This window comes from Mycobacterium florentinum (genome assembly GCF_010730355.1).
GTDB lineage: Bacteria > Actinomycetota > Actinomycetes > Mycobacteriales > Mycobacteriaceae > Mycobacterium > Mycobacterium florentinum.
Window position 1 is genome coordinate 3,488,928 of record NZ_AP022576.1, and the last position, 18,635, is coordinate 3,507,562.

Below are 18,635 nucleotides of genomic sequence, written 5' to 3' on the forward strand. Positions count from 1 at the left end.
TCGGCGGCACAATCGCGAGGTAAAGTCGCCCGCCATGGGCGTCCTGCGCTTCGTCTGGCAACGCGTGTTGGCGTTCGACCGGATCGGCTCGCGGATTCCCCAGCTGATCCAGATATGGCTCACCGAGTTTTTCTTCGTGATGCCGTTGACCTTCTTCATTGGCAAAGTCATCGATATTCGCGGGGCATTCGGCGTGCCGGGGACGGGCGAGCGGCTCGACGGGGTGTTCTGGGGCGCGCTGGTAGTCTCGTTGATCTTCGGCTTCTTCTTCGTGCGCTCGCTGGTCAAGCCCCGGGTGGTGGAGGGTTCGTGGACCCCGGTGGTGCACGCCGATATCGGGTCGATGACCGTCTACGGCGGCAACCGCGCATGGACCGTGACCTATCCGTACCTGACCAGCCACCCGAGTTACGCACTGCTGCTGCTGATTACGGCGCCGATCCCGGCCGTGATGCTGGCCGCGACCACGAATCAGGGTGACAGCACGTTCTACTGGCGGGTGTCCGGGATCGTCGGCCTGATCATCCTCGCCTGCATGGCGCTGACCCGGATCTTGGCCTGGTACGTCTTTCGCCTGGGGCGCCGGAAGCTGGATGCGCGGCTGGAGGGATTGCCGATCTCGCAACGCCGGCTCGGCTGGGAGATCGCCTGGAAGCCGGTGCTCGTCCTGCTGGTGCTGATGTACGCGATCGTCTGCATCCCGTTGGGCGCCATGTGGTTCAAAGAGCAACGCAGGATCGCCGCGCTTCCGGTCGTGACCCTCGCCGACACGGCCCACCCGGGCGACTACCGGCGAGTCAGCGGCACGGTGGCATCCCCAGCCGTGTACTGGGCGCCGCGAGGCACCGGGCGCGGCGGCAACAATTACGCGGGTGCCGGGGTCCTGGTCACGCTGGCCTCGGGTGGTGAGGCGCTGCTACTCGCGGAATCGCTGTCGGTGCCCGACTTCAAGGGCATGATGGCCCGCGTCCACGGGGGCGTCGGTCAAGGCCAGCTGACGGCCACCGGCAAGGTGATCGACGCGATCACCGCCGACCAGCGCAAGTACTACGGCTTCGATCCGAGCGCCTTTGCCGAGGCGCCGCCGGAGGGCCGGTTGATGCTGTTGCTGTCGCAGCCGTAGGCCTGGACGCCCCGCGCCCGACACCGCGTCGCGACCAGGCAGAATGGCGCGGGTCACACCGTCTTGACGTATATACCCCACAAGGGTATACAGAGGGTGAGAGCTTGAGTACCCCAATGGGGTATTGGGAAGGAGCGCCATGACCACGAGCGCCGGCAGCAACCTGGAGCTGGACATCACCGGCATGACGTGCGGCTCGTGCGCGGCGCGGTTGGAAAAGGCGCTGAACAAACTCGACGGCGTGACGGCGACCGTGAACTTCGCCCTGGAGCGGGCGTCGGTCAGCGTCCCGGCGGGATACGACCCGCAGTTGGTCGTCGACGAGGTCGAAAGGGCCGGTTACACCGCTGTTTTGCCGCAACGGCACGCGGAACCCGCGGCGAGCGCCGACGACCGCGAGCTGGCGTCGCTGCGCAGTCGGCTGATTACGGCGGTGGTGCTCGCGACCCCGGTGCTCGCGATGGCGATGATCCCCGCGCTGCAGTTCCGCAACTGGCAGTGGGCATCGCTGGCCCTGGCCGCTCCCGTGGTGGTGTGGGCGGGCCAGCCCTTCCATGCCGCGGCCTGGGCCAACCTCAGGCACCGCGCCGCCACCATGGACACCCTGGTGTCGATCGGAACCCTCTCGGCGTTCCTGTGGTCGCTGTATGCCCTGTTCTTCGGGACCGCCGGCCATCCCCACCTGCACCACGGCTTCACGCTGACCTTGGCGCGGGCCACTGCGCCCAGCAGCGGCGCCGGCAACATCTACCTCGAAGTGGCCGCCGGTGTCACCCTGTTCGTCCTGGCCGGCCGCTATTTCGAGACGCGCGCCAAGCGGCGGGCCGGGGCCGCGCTGCGCGCCCTGCTGGAGCTCGGTGCCAAGGACGTCGCGGTGCTGCGTCCCGACATCCTGCGCCCCGACATCGACGGCGTCGAGATCCGGATCCCCGTCGAACAGCTCAAGGTCGGCGACAAGTTCGTCGTGCGTCCCGGGGAGAAGATCGCGACCGACGGCATCGTCACGGCCGGGTCGTCGGCCGTGGACGCGTCGATGCTGACCGGCGAGTCCGTCCCGATCGAGATCGGCGAGGGCGACGCCGTCACCGGCGCCACCGTGAACGTGGGCGGACGTCTCGTGGTGCGCGCCACCCGGGTTGGCGCAGACACCCAGCTGGCGCAGATGGCCAAGCTGGTCGAGGCCGCGCAATCGGGCAAGGCCAAGGCCCAGCGGCTCGCCGACCGCGTCTCCGCAGTCTTCGTTCCGATCGTCATCGCCATCGCCGTGGCGACCCTGGCGACATGGCTTGTCGCCGGATTCCCGGTCGCCGCGGCGTTCACTGCCGCGGTCGCGGTGCTGATCATCGCGTGCCCGTGCGCACTGGGCCTGGCCACGCCGACCGCGCTGTTGGTCGGAACGGGCCGCGCGGCCCAGCTCGGCGTGCTGATCAAGGGACCCCAGGTGCTGGAGTCCACCCGCAAGGTCGACACCATCGTGCTCGACAAGACCGGCACCGTGACCACCGGCAAGATGACGCTGGTCGAGGTCGTCACCGCGCCCGACACCGACCGCGCCGCGCTGCTGCGCTACGCCGGTGCGCTGGAGGACGCCTCGGAACACCCGGTTGCCCAAGCGATTTCCAGGGCCGCCGCCGCCGAACTCGGTTCGCTGCCGGCACCCGAGGGCTTTACGAACGTGGAAGGCAAGGGCGTGCAAGGCGTTGTCGACGGCCACGCCGTGGTCGTCGGCCGCGAGAGCCTGCTGGCCGATTGGTCGCAGTACCTGGACCCGACGTTGTCGGCCGCGAAAGACCGCGCCGAGAGCGAAGGCAAGACGGCCGTGGCGGTGGGCTGGGACGGCAGCGCCCGCGGGATCCTGGTGATCGCCGACACGGTCAAGCCGACCAGCGCCGAGGCGATCCGGCAGTTCAAGCAGCTTGGGCTGACGCCGGTCCTGTTGACCGGTGACAACGCGATCGTGGCCGACCGCATCGCCGGCGAGCTCAGGATTGCGCACGTCATCTCCGAGGTGCTGCCCGCGGACAAGGTCGCCGTGGTTCAGCGTTTGCAGTCCGACGGCAAGGTCGTCGCGATGGTCGGCGACGGGGTCAACGACGCCGCCGCCCTGGCCACCGCCGATCTCGGCATCGCGATGGGCACCGGCACGGACGTCGCGATCGAGGCCGCCGACCTGACCCTGGTCCGCGGCGACCTGCGCGCTGCTGTCGACGCGATCCGGCTCTCCCGCAAGACGCTGGCCACGATCAAGATGAACCTGTTCTGGGCGTTCGGATACAACGTGGCCGCGATCCCGCTGGCCGCGCTGGGCCTGCTGAACCCGATGCTCGCGGGTGCCGCGATGGCCTTTTCCAGCGTCTTTGTCGTCGGCAACAGCCTGCGACTGCGCTCCTTCGCGAGCACGATCCGTTCCGGCGATATGCGATAGTTGGTCTGGCCAACCGGTTTCCATAGCTTTTAAGGTCTGCACGTTTGCCCCGATTCCTCGGACAACTGTCCCTGCTGCACGGCTGGTTGCCACTCGCGACGCAAGCACTCGCCCTGCTCGTGGCGCTGATCGTCATCGACTGGCGCAAGCCGAGTTGGTGGAAGCGTGCGCTGCCGGTGGCGCTGATCGCGGCGATCGCCGTCACCGCGCTGGCGTACTGGTACATCGCCTCGCTCGGCGTAGCAGGGGACCCCGCACCGAAGTCGCTGTGGCTGTGGATCGCGATGAGCGGATTGACCGCCACGGTGCTGCTGCTGGGCTGGAAGAGCGCCCGCTGGTGGCGTCGCGGGCTCGCGTTCCTTGCGGTCCCGCTGTGTGTGTTGTGCGCGGGCATGTCGTTGAACCTGTGGGTCGGCTACTTCCCCACCGTGCTCGCCGCATGGAATCAGCTGACGTCCGCGCCGCTGCCCGACCAGATCGACCGGCTGCAGGTGACCGCGATGCAGGTCGCGGGCACCAGGCCGGACAAGGGCGTCGTCGTGCCGGTCAACATCGACTCCGACGCATCCCACTTTCCGCACCGTCAGGAACTCGTCTACCTGCCGCCGGCCTGGTTCAACTCCAACCCGCCGCCGCGGCTGCCGACGGTCATGATGCTGGGCTCGGCGTTCAACCTGCCGTCCGACTGGCTGGGGCCCGGTGGCGCGTTCACCGCCATCGACGGCTTTGCCGCCCGCCATCACGGTTTCGCCCCGGTCTTCGTGTTCCCCGATCCCACCGGCTCGTTCGACAACGACACCGAATGCGTCAACGGGAGCCGCGGCAACGCCGCCGATCACCTGACCAAAGATGTGGTGCCGTTCATGGTCTCGAACTTCGGCGTCAGCGGCGACCGGGCGAATTGGGGTGTCGCCGGGTGGTCGATGGGCGGTACCTGCGCCGTCACCCTGGCCGTCATGCATCCCGAACTGTTCAGCGCGTTCGTGGACATCGCCGGCGACTTCCGGCCCAACATCGGCAGCAAGGACCAGACCATCGCCGAGTTGTTCGGCGGCAACACCGCCGCCTGGGCGGAGTACGACCCGCTCACCGTGATGACCCGGCACGGCCGCTACACCGGGTTGTCGGGGTGGTTCGACATCCCCACCCCGCCCGGTGCGCACAGTGTCGCGCAGGCGGCCAACCCCGCCCTCGGGAGCACCGCCGCGGCCAATCCGGAGGGCCAAGACGCGGCCGCTCATGCGCTGTGCACCATCGCCGAGGCCAACGGGATCAGCTGCGCGGTGGTGACCCAGCCGGGCAAACATGACTGGCCATTCGCCGCCCAGGCGTTCGATGCAGCGTTGCCCTGGCTCGCCTCGACGCTGGGGACCCCGAATGTGGAGCCGGCCCAGTTGCCGCAACGGGGCGGCGGAGAACCGCACTGATCCGATAGCGCGTCGTGACCGCATCGTGACCTTTGCAGGTCCACGCCTTTTTCGTCGAGAATTCACAGCTGACCCTCCCGTAACGAAACCGACATATTAGGGCTGGAAATGGTACGGTTCGCTGCTGTGGTCGCGAAGTTTGGCAAGGTAGGCAGCCCGTACGCGGGCCCGCCTGTCAGCCGCCGCACCGCAAACCAGTTGCCTGGCCGTTCGACCGAGGCCGTGCCATGGAAGAGATGAAACGCCGTCGATTCCTCGGCTCGCTGGCCGCGGCCACGGTCGCGGCCGTGGGCGCCGCTCGCCTGATTGTCGACCCGCAACCGCGAACTTTTGCTCAGGTGCCACTCGATGCGGCCCCGACATCCGGCCCCCTCGCCCCGTCGCCGGTCGGCTTGTTGCCGCCCCCGCCGCTGAGTGCCCGGATCCCGCTACCGGGTGGCGGCGCGCTGACGACGATTCCCGGCGAAGGCGACCTGCTCGCACTGACCCTGGATGACGGGGTGAACAGCGACGTCGTGCGGGCCTACACGCAGCTCGCCAAGGACACCGGCGCACGGATGACGTTTTTCGTCAACGGGATCTACAACTCCTGGACCGACAACCTGGATCTGTTGCGTCCGCTGGTGGAGTCCGGGCAGATTCAGCTCGGCAACCACACCTGGTCGCACCCGGACCTGACGTCCGTGCCGCAGAGCAGGGTCGAAGAGGAGCTCAAGCGCAATGACGAGTTCCTGAAGAAGACCTACGGCGTCGGCGCCAAACCGTATTACCGGCCGCCCTATGGAAAGCACAACGGCGCCGTCGACGCGGTGGCGAACGAACTCGGCTACACCGTCGCGACCCTGTGGTCTGGATCGTTATCGGACTCGACGCTGATCACCGAGGAATACATCCTCAAGATGATCGACGAGTACTTCACTCCGCAGAACATCGTGATCGGCCATCTCAATCACCTGCCCGTCACGCACGTCTATCCGCAACTGATCGACACGATCCGTGAGCGGAACCTGCGCACCGTCACGCTCAACGACGTCTTCATCAGAACGCCTTAACGACAAGACGATTGGCCGCGAGTATGCCCGATCCACAGCGGCTTGGCGGGCTCGGCTGGGTGCGTCGGACCGGTGGCCGGCTCTCGGGTGCCGAGCGGCGCCGCCTGCTGATCGCGATCGCGGTGGGGCAGTGGACGAACGCGGTGGGACGGGTCAAGCTCGCATTGGGCCGGATTCCGGAGGCGGCCGCCCGCGTCGACCTGGACACGTTGCGGGTACCGGATTCGAAGTTCGCGCGCGAGGCCGAGCAGGCCGGCGCGGAATTGCCGCCGACCCTGCTGGGGCACTCCTACCGCACCTGGCTGTTCGGGCATGCACTCGCGGCCGTCGACGGTTACCAGCTGGACGACGAGCTGTTCTACTGCGGGGCGCTGCTGCACGACTACGGCATCGTAAATCCCACGGCGGGGCGCGATTTCACCCTCGGCAGCGCCGAGCGGATGTTCGCCTGCGCGCGGACCGCGGGCGTGGATGACCAACGCGCGGATCTGCTCGCCGACGGTATCTGTGTGCATACGACACCGGGAATCACGGTCGATGCCGACGGCGCGATGGGCTGCTATCTGCAATGGGGAGCGATGGTCGACGGCGCCGGACTGCGGGTCTGGGATATCGCGCCGGGCAACGTCGCCGAGGTCCTACGGCGTCATCCGCGGGGCGATTTCAAACGCGAACTGGTGAGCATGATCCGTGCGGAGGCCGCGGCGGTACCGGCGGGACGCTTCGGGCTACTCGTTCGCTGCGGAATGCCGCTGGCCGTGCGGCTAGCGCCATTCGATTCCTGACGTCAGTCGGGAGTGCCTGCCGAAGCGGCAGCCAGGCGCTCATCGAGAGTGGCATGGAAGTGGCCGATCGCGCTCTCATGACGTCCAAACTCCACGAATTCGTTTGCACCGGACTGTAAGCCACGTTGTACCCCCGCCGACATCTCATTGTCTTCAACCAAACCGCGCTCGATGAAGCTACCCGCGCCGACCAGCCTGTCGGTCGGACTGAGCGAGACCCGAGCGGCGACATCGGGCCTGACCATCGAATAGGTGGTGACCGTGCTGTGGCCGACGTCCACCGGGTCTATCACGACCACGGCGATTACGTCCGGAAACGTAGCCAACATGACGTTGGGGAACAGCTGATACAGATACGTCACCCGGGCATCCGTCGTCCAGGTGCTTTCCGGGCGTCCGCGAAGCCGCTCAATGTTTTGGTACGGAAACGTGATTCGACTGTTCGGTCCGAATCTCTCGACCACATTGAGATCGTCGTACTGCACCGGGAAAAAGGTGTCTTTGTGCGTCGAACGGATGTGATAGCCCTCCAGGAACTGCTCGGCCAGCACCTTCCAGTTCATTGCTCGCAGCGTCGAGTCCACCAGGATGAGTCGCTCGGCCGGGACCAACTTGTCCCGCCACGGACTTCCGTCGGTCAGCCACGCCATCGCGTCGTCGGCGGACTCTTGCCGGCCCACGTCAGCGGAGTCGAGCGGACCGATGACGATCAGGCCATCGACTTCGCGGCTGGGGACCTCGACCAGACCGCGGGTGGACACGTCCAAATCGGTGAATGCGTCGGAGTGCGGCACATGTGACAGCGAGCCGTCCAGACGATACGTCCAGCCGTGGTAGCGGCATACCAACGCGTGGGCGCATCCGGCCGCCTCGACAAGGGCGAATCCCCGATGCCGACATGCATTGCGGAACACCCGGGCCCGCTGATCCCGCCCACGCACCGCGAACAGCGGCACGCCGAATGCGATTCGTTCGACGTGATCGCCGGGGTTCGGGATGGTCGCAGCGGGAACGAAAACACTCGGCATCGAGCGTAACATCCGCAGTTCCGCCGCGAATCTGCCTGGATTCAAGTAGTTTTCGACCGGCTCGCGCCAACTCTCACCCTCGTCGGTGGTGCCGGCGTCGATATGCGCCAGGATGCGCCGAGCGATTTCCACGTCGTCTGCGACGAGCAGCCTGGTGGCGGAGCTCATGCCCGCCAGTATCACACTACGGACGTCACGCGTCAATCATTTGGTGATACGGTTGCGCACGTGCCCGCCGTGTCCGAGTCTCGAATCAGCGATCTGCTGGACAGCCGGCCGCTCAGCGCACGCTCGGTGCTCGCGTCGGCATTGTTGGGATCCGACCATGCTCGCCTCACGGTCGCGGAGCTGGTTGCCGTGGCCGGCCTGTTCGGTATCAGCGCCGGTGCCGCCCGCACCTGTTTGTGGCGGATGGTTTCCAACGGCGAGCTCACCGGGGACGACGGCAGCTACGCGCTGGCCGGCCGCTTGCTGGAGCGGCGCCTGCGCGTAGACGAAGCATCCCGCGGCGACGACGCCGTTACCTCCCGATGGGACGGTACATGGGAGTTGGCGATCGTCTCGCTGGATCGCCGGTCGGCCGCCGCTCGGCTCGAGCTGAGGAAATCAGCAATGGCGCTGCACCTTGCGGAGCTTCGGGACGGCGTCTGGATACGCCCGGACAACCTTGACCCGCAACGGCTTCCGGCGTCGCGGGAGGTGCTGGATCGACAATGCACCCATTTTCACGGCGCCGCCACCGACATCACCCCGGACAGGTTGCGAGCGCTGTTTTCCCTTGAGGAGTGGGCGAACGATGCCAGGGCGCTCATCGACGCGATGAACGCCGCGTCCACCACGAGCACACGCGATGATTCGACCGAAAGCTTCACCTACGACTTCGCGTTGTCGATCGCCGTGGTCCGGCACCTCCAGCTCGACCCGCAACTACCCGTAGAGCTGATTCCGAAGCGCTGGCCGGGGCACGCGCTGCGCACCACCTACCGCCGGTTCGACGATGCATACAAACGGCGAATGAACACCGCCTTCCGCGGTTCATGACCGGCAACTTGGCTGTCCCACCCTATCGCCGCGATTCTGCGTCGGCCTTGATCGTCTTCAGGGTCGCGCGCATGATGTGCGCGACGAACGGCCGTATCAGCCACCAGTACCGCAGGAACCGGCGGCGCGACTCCACATCGGTTGTCGCGGTTCGGCATTGGTAGCTGAGCAGTGTGTGGCTTTCCCCATAGCGCGCGACCGAGAAGTTGGCGGCAATCTTTCCCCAGCCGGGCTCGGCGAACGCGGCGAAATCCGCCAACGCTACGTCACGCCACTCGATCACCGGCTGCCAAAACTTCCCCACCGCACCGAAGGCGATCTCGCGGTCCGGTCGTTCGCCGAGCAGTAGCCAGCCCGGCAGCCCGACGCCCTCGGCGACCAGGAGTCGCGGCGGCGGCGGGGCGGCCTTGCCGCGCAATCGCTCCGGTAAGCCGCGCAGCCACATCGACACCGCCAGCAGCGGCGTGCGTACGGAAAGCAGGTCCAGAGACCTGGCCGCCCGAAACGTGGCCGGCACGTCGGCGGCCACCACCGCATGTTCGACGAGCATCGCATCGAACGCCGGAACGGAAGCCTCGATGACCATGCGTTCGGCGGCGCCAACCATGGTGCAATTCTCGAGGCCGGCGCCACCCGGAGCTAGGGTCACTAGTCCCCTAGCCGGAAGGGCGTTCGGCACCGGGCCCCGATTCGCCGGATTCCGCCGACAACAGCGTCACCAACGTCTCGCGAAACTCACCCAGCCGCTGCTCCCCCAGCACCTGCTGCCATCGCTTCTCCAATTCGATTGCGTTGGAGCGCATTACCCGCAGCGCCCGCCGACCACGCGCGGTCAGCTCGATGATTCGGGTTCGGGCGTCGCCGGGGTCGGGCACGCGGGTGACGTAGCCGTGTCGCTCCAAGGCCGCCACCGCCTGGGCCACCGCCTGCCGGCTCACCCGAAGCCGGTCGGCCAGCGCGGACGCATGCAGTCCGCCGACCGCCAGTGGTACCAATGCAACCGCTTGTGCGGGCCGGATCCCGTCCAGCCCGGCCGCGGCGAACGCCGCTCGCAGCTGCGGTGCACCCGATGCGGCAACCAGATTCACCAGCGCCGGCACGGTGGGCTTCCACTCGGCATTCACAAGACGTCGCATGAACACAGAGTGTGCCATTCGCGTCGAGATTGACAAGCTACTTGTCAAATATTGCCGCGGGTGCCACGATGGCGTCATGCGATCCGGCTACCTGCGCACGTTGAGCGTGTGCGTCCTGGCAACCCTGGTCATCGTGCTCGGCGGATGCGTGGGCGGCGGACATGCGTTGGGAACACCCGGTTCTCAGTCGATCCCGGTGGGGAAATCCACCCAGAGCATCGAGTCGGGCGGGGTCAGCAGGACCTTCCATCTGTACCGGCCGCAAGGTTTGGGCGATGCCGTCCCGCTGGTGGTGATGCTGCACGGCGGCTTCGGCAACGGCGCTCAGGCCGAGCGGTCCTACCACTGGGACGACGCGGCCGACGGCGGTCATTTCCTGGTCGCCTACCCCGACGGTCTCAACCGCGCCTGGAATGCCGGCACGTGCTGTGGTCAGCCGCACCGCGAGAACGTCGACGACGTCGGATTCATCACCGCGATGGTCGCCGCGATCGAACAGGAGATCCCGATCGATCGGGCGCGCATCTATGTCACCGGCATGTCCAACGGCGCGATGATGGCGCTTCGGCTGGGCTGTCAGAGCGATACCTTCGCGGCGATCGCTCCGGTCGCGGGGACCCTGTTGACGGATTGCGCCGGGGCGCGGCCGACGTCGGTTCTGCAGATTCACGGCACGGCCGACGACCGGGTCCCGTACAACGGCGGCCCCGGTAAGGCGTCCGGCGCCAACGGAAATCCGCGCGTGGACGGCCCTTCGGCGGAAGCGGTCAACGCCACCTGGCGTGCCATCGACGCGTGTGGTTCACCGAGTTCCACGACGGCCGGGGACGTGACGACCCAAACGGCCGGATGTGCGGGCGGGCACACCGTGGAGTTGATCTCGGTCGCCGGCGCGGGACATCAATGGCCCGGCGGTGAGCCGAGCCCACTTGCGGAGCGGGTCGGCGGGATTCCGGCGCCGTCCACGGCGCTCGACGCCACCGGCACGATCTGGCAGTTCTTCGCCGAGAACCACCGCTAGTAGGCGGGGTACGGCGGACGCTTACCGAAGTAGAGTCCGCCGGCCCATTCCCACACTCGCCGATTGGTCAATCCATGCTGGTCAATCATATTGAGATCACGCAGTTTTCGGCTCAACGGAGAAGATCGCTGCAGCTCCGGTGTGCACAACGCATCCCGCCCACTGCGCGCGTTGTTCGAACGAGGGTTCATCGCCCCCCACGATCCGTCAGCCCGTCGGGTTGTGCAGCATCCCGTCGATCAATCGGTGCAGCACCTGACGGGTCTCGCGGCGGGCCCGCTTCGGGTCGTCGGAGGTGGCGATCAGCATCGCCGCCTCGTCGAGCGCGCCGATCAGCACGTGCGCCAACGGTCGCAGCGGTTGGCGCGCCAGCTGGCCGGCCTTGATCGCCTCGGTGAGCATCTGCTCGGTCATCCCCAGGCTGTACCGCTGAGCGACATCGCGGAAGCCCGCCCAGCCCAGCACGCTCGGCGCGTCCAGCAGGATCAGCTGGCGCACCTCGGGATCACCGGAAACCTCGAGCCAGGCGTCGACGGCGGCGCGCAGCAAATCGGCCGGCGTCGTTGCCCCCGACGAGGCGACGATGGTCGCCATCCGGCCCATCACGTCCTGTTCCACCACCTCGACGACCTCTGCGAATAGCGCTGCCTTGTCGGCGAATTGGTGATACATCGCCCCGCGGGTGACGCCCGCGGCCGCGGCGATCTGCGGGGTGCCCACCTCCGCGTAGCCCCGTTCGCCCCATAGCCGGCGGGCAGCCGAGATCAGCGCGTCGCGGGTCGCCGCGGAGCGCTCTTCCTGAGTCCGTCTCTTGCTTTCCATACAACCTGTTGGTAACTTACGAACAGACAGCCTGTTTGTAAATGCACATCCCTGAGTAGGAGTTATCCATGTCGACGATCGACATTAGTGCCGGGACCATCCATTACGAAGCAACCGGACCCGAAAACGGCAGGCCAGTCGTATTCGTGCACGGCTACATGATGGGCCGAGAACTCTGGCGCGGCGTCAGCCAAAAGCTGAGCGAGCGCGGCCTGCGGTGCATTGCCCCGACCTGGCCGCTCGGCGCGCATGCGGAACCGCTGCGCCCCGGGGCCGACCGGACCATCTACGGCGTGGCCCGCATCGTCGCCGATGTGCTGGCCGCCCTCGACCTCGAGGACGTGGTGCTGGTCGGCAACGACACCGGCGGAGTGGTCACGCAACTGGTCGCGGTGCACTATCCGGAGCGCCTCGGTGCGCTGGTGCTGACGAGTTGTGATGCGTTCGAACACTTTCCGCCGCCGATTCTCAAGCCGGTGATCCTGGCGGCCAAGTCGAAGACGACGTTCAAGGCGGTGGCCCAAGCCATGCGGGTGCCGGCCGCGCGCAAGCGCGCATTCGACGGCCTGGCACATCGCAACATCGACGATCTCACCGAGATCTGGGTGCGCTCAGGGCTATCCGATCCGGCCATCGCCGAGGACCTGCGCCAGCTTTCGCTCTCGATGCGCACCGAGGTGACCACCGGCGTCGCGGCCCGGTTGCCCGAATTCGACAAGCCCACGCTCATCGCATGGTCGGGCGACGACGTGTTCTTCGAACTCGCGGACGGCGAGAAACTGGCCGCCACCATCCCGAACGCCCGCCTCGAGGTCATCGAGGGTGCCCGGACGTTCTCGATGGTGGACCAACCGGACCGGCTCGCCGATCTGTTGTCGACGATCGCGGTGCGCGCCTAGGCGCTGCCTCACAAGGCGGTGTAGGCGCGGCTGCGCTGGCCGTATAGCGTTTCGGCCATGTCAGACGTGACTCAGGCGCTCAACGGCCGACGGATCCTGGTAACCGGCGGCGCGACCGGAATCGGTGCGGCCGCCGTCGGAGTTCTCACCGCGGCGGGGGCCGACGTCGCCGCGACCTATCACCGCACGCCGCCACCGGAGGGCCTCGCTGCCAGCTGGATGCAGTGCGATGTGCGCGACGCCGACGCCGTCTCGGCGATGGTCCGACAGGCCGCCGGGACGCTCGGCGGGCTCGACGTCCTGGTGAATGCCGCGGGACTCTGGCAAGCCGGAATACCGGGCTACGTCGGCGCCGACGACATTTCGTTCCTGCTGGACACCAACGTCAAGGCGACCATCCTGACCAATCAGGCGGCATATGCGGTGATGAAAGATCAGGATCCCAAGGGCGGCAGGATCATCAACTTCGGATCCTCCGAAGCCATTATGGGCAGCCCGATTTCGGCCGTCTACGCCGCGACCAAGGGAGCGGTGCAGGCGTGGACGCGATCGGCCGCCAAGGCCTGGGCGTCCGACCACATCACCGTCAACGCGCTGGCACCCGCGGTACAGACGCCGGGCGCCGACCGGCTGCGCGATTTCCTGGGGCCGGACGCCGCCGCGCTGATCGATCAGCAGATGCAGATGATGATTCCGCTCGGTGGAACCTTGGGAGATCCGGCGCGCGATGTCGGCCCGATGCTGGTTTTCCTGGCCGGCCCGGGGTCGGGCTTCATCACCGGGCAGCTGTTGGCGGTGGACGGCGGCCTGATGATGGTGGGCGGGTAGGGAACCGCCGGACGCGCTCATGCGTGAGTTGGGCATCGAATTCATCAGCGTCTTCGGGCTACCGCCCGTCGAGTTCGTCCATCTGGCCGCCGACCTCGGCTGCCGATACATCTCCACCACGTTGGTCGGGCGTCCATTGGAATCCCTTGGCTATCCGGCATTCTCGCTCAAGCAGGATGTGCGGCTGCGGCGCGACCTGCGCACGGCGCTTCACGAGCGCGGCGTCAGCATCTCGCTGGGCGAGGGCATGGTGATCATGCCGGGCGCCGACGTGTCGGAGTTGGCCGGCGACCTGGACGTCCTGGCTGAATTGGGTACCGCGGCGATCAACACCCTGAGCTTCGACAAAGACCGCGGCCGCACGTTCGACCAACTGGCCACGCTGACCACCATGGCCGCCGCGCGCGGCATCGCGACGTCGATCGAGATGGCGCCCGGGCTGACCATCGGAGACCTGCCCGCGGTGCGGGCCGCCATCGAGCACGTGGGCGGCGCCGGCGTGCGTGCGACGGTGGACACGATGCACTGGGGACGCTCCGGCTACGGCGCCGCCGAGCTACGCGAACTGGGGGCCGAGCGCATCGGCTACTTACAGCTCAGCGACACCACGCGGGAACCGCGCACGACAACGTCCTATCTGAAGGAAGCCATGTACGAGCGGATGCCTCCGGGCGCCGGGGAGCTGGCACTTGCCGACATGCTCGAAGCGGTGCCGACCGATGTGGTGGTCGGGCTGGAGATTCCGATGCGTGCCCTGGCCGAGTCCGGCGTCGGACCCATGGAACGCCTGCGGCCCTGTGTGACGGCGGCGCGTGAATTACTGGACAGTTCGACCGGCTAAGATAAGACGGACCGTCTCGTCTCGTAAGAGTGAGGGTGAATCTCGATGGCTGACGACACCATGCAGGCATTCCTGCGACGGCGCCTGTCGGATCCGAATGTCGCCGTGAAACACCGTGACCTGCGATGGAGTTGGAGCCAACATCTCGAGCAGGCCAGCGCGCGGGCCGCGGCCCTGATCGGTGCCGCCTATCCGCAGCGACCGCTGCACGTCGGCGCCCTGCTCGGCAATACCCCGGAGATGCTCAACCAGATGGCGGCGGCCGGGCTGGGCGGCTACGTGCTGTGCGGCCTGAACAACACCAGGCGCGGTGCGGCGCTGGCCGCCGACGTGCGCCGGGCCGACTGTCAGTTCGTGGTGACCGACGCCGAACACCGGCCGCTGTTGGACGGCCTGGACCTCGCGGGCACGCAGATCTTCGACATTTCGACACCACAGTGGGCCGAATTCATCGGTGCTGCCGGCGAACTGGTTCCACATCGGGAGGTCGAAGCGACCGACGCGTTCATGATGATCTTCACCTCGGGAACCAGCGGAAATCCCAAGGCAGTTCAGGTCTCCCACCTGATGGCGATGTTCGCCGGCACCAACCTGGTCCAGCGTTTCGCCCTCACCGAACAGGACACCTGCTACGTGTCCATGCCGCTGTTTCATTCCAACGCCGTCGTGGCCGGATGGGCGCCCGCGGTGTGCTCCGGCGCCGCGATTGTCCCGGCGAAGTTCTCGGCGACCAACTTCCTCGACGATGTCCGCAATTACGGCGCGACCTACATGAACTACGTCGGCAAGCCGCTGGCCTACATCCTGGCCACCCCCGCCCGCTCCGACGACGCGGACAACCCGCTGCGGGTGGCGTTCGGCAATGAGGCCAACGACAAGGACATCGAGGAATTCGGGCGCCGGTTCGGGGTCCAGGTCGAGGACGGCTTCGGCTCGACGGAGAACGCGGTCATCGTGATCCGCGAAGAAGGCACACCGAAGGGCTCGATCGGCAAAGGCATCGACGGCATCGCGATCTACAACAGCGACACCATCACCGAGTGTGCCGTGGCCCGCTTCGATGCCAGCGGCGCGCTCGCCAACGCCGACGAAGCGGTGGGCGAGCTGGTCAACACCGCGGGATCGGGTTTCTTCACCGGCTATTACAACGATCCTGCCGCCAACGCCGAACGCATGCGGCACGGGATGTACTGGTCCGGCGACCTCGCCTACCGCGACGCCGACGGATGGATCTACCTCGCCGGCCGCACCGCGGACTGGATGCGGGTGGACGGCGAGAACATGGCCGCCGCCCCGATCGAACGAATCTTGCTGCGCCACAGCGTGATCAATCGTGTGGCGGTGTACGCCGTGCCGGACGGCCACGTCGGCGATCAGGTGATGGCCGCTCTCGTGCTGAACGAGGGCCAAACCCTGGACCCCGGGGAATTCGAAGCCTTCCTGGGCCAGCAGCCCGACCTGTCCCCCAAGGCGCGCCCACGCTATGTGCGTATCGCCACCGAATTGCCCAGCACCGCAACGCACAAGGTCCTCAAGCGTGAGTTGATCGCCCAGGGAACGGCGATCGCCGAGGGCGAAACCCTATGGGTGCGCGAACCACGCGGCACCGCCTACGCCGAACGCGGCTAGTTCCTGGGGGCCCGACGGCGGATCTGCCCCTTCACCCGTGACACCCGATTGACGGGGTCTCTGCCAGTGCCGCTGGCGATCTCGTCGCGCAGCTGCGCGATGTTGGAAATCTCCGCGTACAACCCGCGAATCGCGTAGTCCAGCACGGCGAACGAGAAGCGCTGATCCGGATCGTCGGTGATGCCGAGGTCGCGAGACCGCTGCCGCGACCACAGTGCCTCGTCCAGCCGGGCCCGGGTGGCGTCGAGATGCCGATCCAGCGTGTCGACGACGCGTTCGGGGTCCTCGCCCCGGGCGAGCCAGGTTCGCAAGATGACGGGGTGCTTGATGACGACCTGATCGTCGCCTGGATAGTGCTGGACCCACCGGCGAAGCGCGTCGAGCCCGGAATCGGTGGTCTCGTACAACGTGATCGCACGCTTGCCGGATTGAGCGGCGATCTCGCTGACCATCCCCCACTCGAGCAGCCGGTTGAGTTCGCGCCGCACGTGACTGACCGACGGCGACCAGTAGAAGTGGCCGACCGTCAGCTCGGCGCGCATCTTGATCTCGCCGGCGGTCAGTTGTTCGTCGTTGGCCGCCAGTACACCCAGCACCAGGTACGCCGTTACCGGTAGACCGTTGGTGCTGCGCAGGGGACTCACGACCGGCTACTTCGGACTGGTGAAATAGGGCAGCGTGACGTCCGGGCCGACGACATGGAACTGCACCCGCACCCGCATCCCGATCGCCAACTCTTCGGGCGCCACCCCGACGACGTTGGTGAGCATCTGATAGCCCTCGTCCAGCGTGATGATGGCGGGCGCGTAGGGCGGTTCGAACTCCGGCGTGACGGGTCGGTAAACCACTGTCCAGCTGTAGATCTCGCCGGCCCCGGCGCTCTTGATCCACTGCAATTCGGCCGACAGGCATTGGCGGCAGTGCTCGGTCGGCGGGAAGTTGGCCCGACCGCACGCATCGCAGCGCTGGTAACGCAGCTCCTCTGCTTGACAACCCTGCCAGAACGGCACGCTGAGGTGACTGCTTGCGTGCGGCAGCGGACCGGTCTGCGGTTGCAACGCGGTCATCGTGGCTCATCCCCGACGATCAGCACCGTGGTGAACAAGGCACCCGCTCCGCCGTTGCTGCAGAACGCAATATGCGCGTCGGGTACCTGCAGCGCACCCGCTTGGCCGCGCAACTGCTGGACGGCCCGAACGGCGCGCTGCATCATCTGCGGATTGGCACCGGCATGACTGAAGGACATCGTTCCCCCATCGGTGGTGATCGGATGACTGCCGCCGATCGCGATGTGGCCGTCGGCGACGAACGGTCCGCCTTCGCCCTCGCCGCAGAAGCCGAAAGCCTCGAGCTGACGGATGATTTCGAACGAGAACGGGTCATAGAGTTCCAGCACGTCGACGTCGTCGGGCCGAATTCCCGCGTGGCGGAACGCACCTTCGGCCGCGCGTCGGCCGACGACACCGTTCACGTGATCACCGCGGCGGCCGGCGAGGTCCCAGGCCGGTGGGTGCTGATAGGACGGGCCATGGAAGTCCGCGCCGCTGCCCAGCACGTAGACCGGCCGGCTGGCGACATCGACCTTGTCGACGTTCGCCACCACCAGTGCGCAGCCGCCTTCGGAGGTGGTCGCACAATCGAGCAGGTGAAACGGGTCCGCGATCGGACGGGACGCGGTGATGTCGTCGGGTGTGAACGGACCCCGTTGGTAGTAAACGGCTTCGGGGTTCTGGGAGCCGTTGTTACGGATGGTCGCCGCCACGATGGACAGCTGTTCGCGCGTGGTGCCGTAGACGTGCATGTGCCGCCGGGCGATCAGCGCGAACTCGGCGGTGGTGAACATTCCCCACGGCGCCACGAATTCGTTCTCGGGCCTGGTCCACGGCGCCGTGGCCTCGTGGTCGCGGTACTCGCCGGCCTGGGCGGCGACCAGGACCACGACGTCGGCCATGCCGTGCTCGATCGCGGTGACCGCCTCGGTGATCATGCCGACCCCGAAGGCCAGGCCCTGCCACGCCGGGCCGATCCGCAGGTCGTAGATCAACGAGGTCGAGTTCGGGCTCGCGCTGATGCCGTCGACGTCGTCGAGGCTCAGCCCGGCGTCGTCGAGTGCGCCCAGGATCGCCTTGATCGCCAGCCCGCGCGAGGTCTCGCCGTCCAGGCGCCGGCCCTGCCGGGTGTTGTGCACCCCGACGATCGCGGCGGTTCGTTTCGTCGCGCTCACCCGTGCTCCATTCGTTGCGGCCCTTCAGTTCTCATCGGCGACGACACCGAGATAGGTTCCCAGGACGTCGTATTGGCGTCCGTCGCGCAGCACCGTGCCGATCGTCCGGGTGCGCGCATCGACGGCCGGCGTGCCGGCATCGACCACGTCGATGCGCACATCCACCGGCCGCGCGGTTTGCGGGTCGGTGATCTCGACGACCATCGCCACCGCACGCTCCTGTTCGTCCCACTCGACGCTGGTGATCCGATGGCGCGCAGTCAGTTCCATCACGACCGAGTCCTGCCGCACCAGGAAACGGACCGGCGCGCAGAGCTCCCCGACCCGCGGCGGCACGCACAGCGTGACGGCCAT

The 18,635-nt window shown here is 67.1% G+C and carries 19 protein-coding genes; 11 read left to right on the plus strand and 8 right to left on the minus strand.

The genetic code is table 11. The features are described 5' to 3' along the window. Window positions 1-34 precede the first annotated feature (34 nt). The 5 genes from G6N55_RS16545 to G6N55_RS16565 all read left to right on the plus strand — a co-directional run bounded on the left by G6N55_RS16545 (window position 35) and on the right by G6N55_RS16565 (window position 6,812). A complete protein-coding gene (locus G6N55_RS16545) occupies window positions 35-1,123 on the plus strand; it encodes a hypothetical protein (protein WP_085222280.1) in 1,089 nt (362 codons plus the stop codon). Between the two features lie 139 nt (window positions 1,124-1,262). Further along, on the plus strand, window positions 1,263-3,548 hold the full coding sequence (locus G6N55_RS16550) for a heavy metal translocating P-type ATPase (protein ID WP_085222279.1): 2,286 nt from the start codon (window positions 1,263-1,265) through the stop codon (window positions 3,546-3,548). 44 nt (window positions 3,549-3,592) lie between these two features. Beyond that, window positions 3,593-4,975: an alpha/beta hydrolase-fold protein gene (locus G6N55_RS16555; RefSeq protein ID WP_085222278.1), complete on the plus strand. Its 1,383-nt coding sequence runs from the start codon at window positions 3,593-3,595 to the stop codon at window positions 4,973-4,975. 236 nt (window positions 4,976-5,211) lie between these two features. Further along, complete coding sequence (locus G6N55_RS16560) at window positions 5,212-6,027, plus strand: polysaccharide deacetylase family protein (protein WP_085222971.1); 816 nt, start codon at window positions 5,212-5,214, stop codon at window positions 6,025-6,027. 23 nt (window positions 6,028-6,050) lie between these two features. Further along, window positions 6,051-6,812 carry an HD domain-containing protein gene (locus G6N55_RS16565; RefSeq protein ID WP_085222277.1) on the plus strand — a complete coding sequence of 254 codons (762 nt, stop codon included), beginning with the start codon at window positions 6,051-6,053 and terminating at the stop codon, window positions 6,810-6,812. A gap of 2 nt (window positions 6,813-6,814) precedes the next feature. Here the strand turns inward: G6N55_RS16565 and G6N55_RS16570 are convergent, their stop codons facing one another. Continuing rightward, window positions 6,815-8,008, minus strand: coding sequence for an aromatic ring-hydroxylating oxygenase subunit alpha (locus G6N55_RS16570; protein WP_179968076.1), 1,194 nt, complete (start codon window positions 8,006-8,008; stop codon window positions 6,815-6,817). Between the two features lie 60 nt (window positions 8,009-8,068). Between G6N55_RS16570 and G6N55_RS16575 the strand changes: the two genes are divergently transcribed. After that, on the plus strand, window positions 8,069-8,881 hold the full coding sequence (locus G6N55_RS16575; protein WP_139826848.1) for a PaaX family transcriptional regulator C-terminal domain-containing protein: 813 nt from the start codon (window positions 8,069-8,071) through the stop codon (window positions 8,879-8,881). Window positions 8,882-8,903: 22 nt separating this feature from the next. On the opposite strand, the gene G6N55_RS16580 is transcribed toward G6N55_RS16575, so the two are convergent. Beyond that, the gene (locus G6N55_RS16580) at window positions 8,904-9,488 is read right to left on the minus strand and encodes a hypothetical protein (protein WP_085222275.1); all 585 of its coding nucleotides are present in this window, start codon (window positions 9,486-9,488) and stop codon (window positions 8,904-8,906) included. A 49-nt stretch (window positions 9,489-9,537) separates the two neighbouring features. After that, window positions 9,538-10,017, minus strand: coding sequence for a MarR family winged helix-turn-helix transcriptional regulator (locus G6N55_RS16585; protein WP_085222969.1), 480 nt, complete (start codon window positions 10,015-10,017; stop codon window positions 9,538-9,540). 76 nt (window positions 10,018-10,093) lie between these two features. On the opposite strand from G6N55_RS16585, the gene G6N55_RS16590 reads away from it, so the two are divergent. Next, complete coding sequence (locus G6N55_RS16590; protein ID WP_085222274.1) at window positions 10,094-11,038, plus strand: extracellular catalytic domain type 1 short-chain-length polyhydroxyalkanoate depolymerase; 945 nt, start codon at window positions 10,094-10,096, stop codon at window positions 11,036-11,038. A 207-nt stretch (window positions 11,039-11,245) separates the two neighbouring features. Here the strand turns inward: G6N55_RS16590 and G6N55_RS16595 are convergent, their stop codons facing one another. Beyond that, entirely contained in the window at window positions 11,246-11,860 is a 615-nt protein-coding gene (locus G6N55_RS16595) for a TetR/AcrR family transcriptional regulator (protein ID WP_085222273.1), read from the minus strand. A gap of 68 nt (window positions 11,861-11,928) precedes the next feature. Between G6N55_RS16595 and G6N55_RS16600 the strand changes: the two genes are divergently transcribed. The 4 genes from G6N55_RS16600 to fadD1 all read left to right on the plus strand — a co-directional run bounded on the left by G6N55_RS16600 (window position 11,929) and on the right by fadD1 (window position 16,057). Beyond that, complete coding sequence (locus G6N55_RS16600; RefSeq protein ID WP_085222272.1) at window positions 11,929-12,759, plus strand: alpha/beta fold hydrolase; 831 nt, start codon at window positions 11,929-11,931, stop codon at window positions 12,757-12,759. A 66-nt stretch (window positions 12,760-12,825) separates the two neighbouring features. Beyond that, window positions 12,826-13,587, plus strand: coding sequence for an SDR family NAD(P)-dependent oxidoreductase (locus tag G6N55_RS16605; RefSeq protein ID WP_139826888.1), 762 nt, complete (start codon window positions 12,826-12,828; stop codon window positions 13,585-13,587). Between the two features lie 19 nt (window positions 13,588-13,606). Beyond that, window positions 13,607-14,428, plus strand: coding sequence for a sugar phosphate isomerase/epimerase family protein (locus tag G6N55_RS16610; protein ID WP_085222270.1), 822 nt, complete (start codon window positions 13,607-13,609; stop codon window positions 14,426-14,428). Between the two features lie 45 nt (window positions 14,429-14,473). Continuing rightward, entirely contained in the window at window positions 14,474-16,057 is a 1,584-nt protein-coding gene (gene fadD1 / locus G6N55_RS16615; protein ID WP_085222269.1) for a fatty-acid--CoA ligase FadD1, read from the plus strand. Here the strand turns inward: fadD1 and G6N55_RS16620 are convergent. The 4 genes from G6N55_RS16620 to G6N55_RS16635 are packed head-to-tail and all read right to left on the minus strand — an operon-like array spanning window position 16,054 to window position 18,635. After that, complete coding sequence (locus G6N55_RS16620) at window positions 16,054-16,701, minus strand: MarR family transcriptional regulator (protein ID WP_085222268.1); 648 nt, start codon at window positions 16,699-16,701, stop codon at window positions 16,054-16,056. The two genes, fadD1 and G6N55_RS16620, sit on opposite strands and share 4 nt — an antisense overlap. Before the next feature lie 6 nt (window positions 16,702-16,707). Continuing rightward, window positions 16,708-17,124, minus strand: a complete 417-nt coding sequence (locus G6N55_RS16625) for a Zn-ribbon domain-containing OB-fold protein (protein ID WP_085222267.1) — start codon at window positions 17,122-17,124, stop codon at window positions 16,708-16,710. Further along, complete coding sequence (locus G6N55_RS16630) at window positions 17,121-18,281, minus strand: thiolase family protein (protein ID WP_085222266.1); 1,161 nt, start codon at window positions 18,279-18,281, stop codon at window positions 17,121-17,123. Before G6N55_RS16630 ends, G6N55_RS16625 begins: the two co-directional genes overlap by 4 nt. 24 nt (window positions 18,282-18,305) lie before the next feature. Continuing rightward, window positions 18,306-18,635: a hypothetical protein gene (locus G6N55_RS16635; RefSeq protein ID WP_085222265.1), complete on the minus strand. Its 330-nt coding sequence runs from the start codon at window positions 18,633-18,635 to the stop codon at window positions 18,306-18,308.

Coding starts and splice junctions, on each gene's coding strand:
- G6N55_RS16545 (WP_085222280.1), top strand. CDS start 35: ATGGGCGTCCTGCGCTTCGTCTGGCAACGCGTGTTGGCGTTCGACCGG.
- G6N55_RS16550 (WP_085222279.1), top strand. CDS start 1,263: ATGACCACGAGCGCCGGCAGCAACCTGGAGCTGGACATCACCGGCATG.
- G6N55_RS16560 (WP_085222971.1), top strand. CDS start 5,212: ATGAAACGCCGTCGATTCCTCGGCTCGCTGGCCGCGGCCACGGTCGCG.
- G6N55_RS16565 (WP_085222277.1), top strand. CDS start 6,051: ATGCCCGATCCACAGCGGCTTGGCGGGCTCGGCTGGGTGCGTCGGACC.
- G6N55_RS16570 (WP_179968076.1), bottom strand. CDS start 8,008: ATGAGCTCCGCCACCAGGCTGCTCGTCGCAGACGACGTGGAAATCGCT.
- G6N55_RS16580 (WP_085222275.1), bottom strand. CDS start 9,488: ATGGTTGGCGCCGCCGAACGCATGGTCATCGAGGCTTCCGTTCCGGCG.
- G6N55_RS16585 (WP_085222969.1), bottom strand. CDS start 10,017: ATGCGACGTCTTGTGAATGCCGAGTGGAAGCCCACCGTGCCGGCGCTG.
- G6N55_RS16590 (WP_085222274.1), top strand. CDS start 10,094: ATGCGATCCGGCTACCTGCGCACGTTGAGCGTGTGCGTCCTGGCAACC.
- G6N55_RS16595 (WP_085222273.1), bottom strand. CDS start 11,860: ATGGAAAGCAAGAGACGGACTCAGGAAGAGCGCTCCGCGGCGACCCGC.
- G6N55_RS16600 (WP_085222272.1), top strand. CDS start 11,929: ATGTCGACGATCGACATTAGTGCCGGGACCATCCATTACGAAGCAACC.
- G6N55_RS16610 (WP_085222270.1), top strand. CDS start 13,607: ATGCGTGAGTTGGGCATCGAATTCATCAGCGTCTTCGGGCTACCGCCC.
- fadD1 (WP_085222269.1), top strand. CDS start 14,474: ATGGCTGACGACACCATGCAGGCATTCCTGCGACGGCGCCTGTCGGAT.
- G6N55_RS16625 (WP_085222267.1), bottom strand. CDS start 17,124: ATGACCGCGTTGCAACCGCAGACCGGTCCGCTGCCGCACGCAAGCAGT.
- G6N55_RS16635 (WP_085222265.1), bottom strand. CDS start 18,635: ATGGCCGTCACGCTGTGCGTGCCGCCGCGGGTCGGGGAGCTCTGCGCG.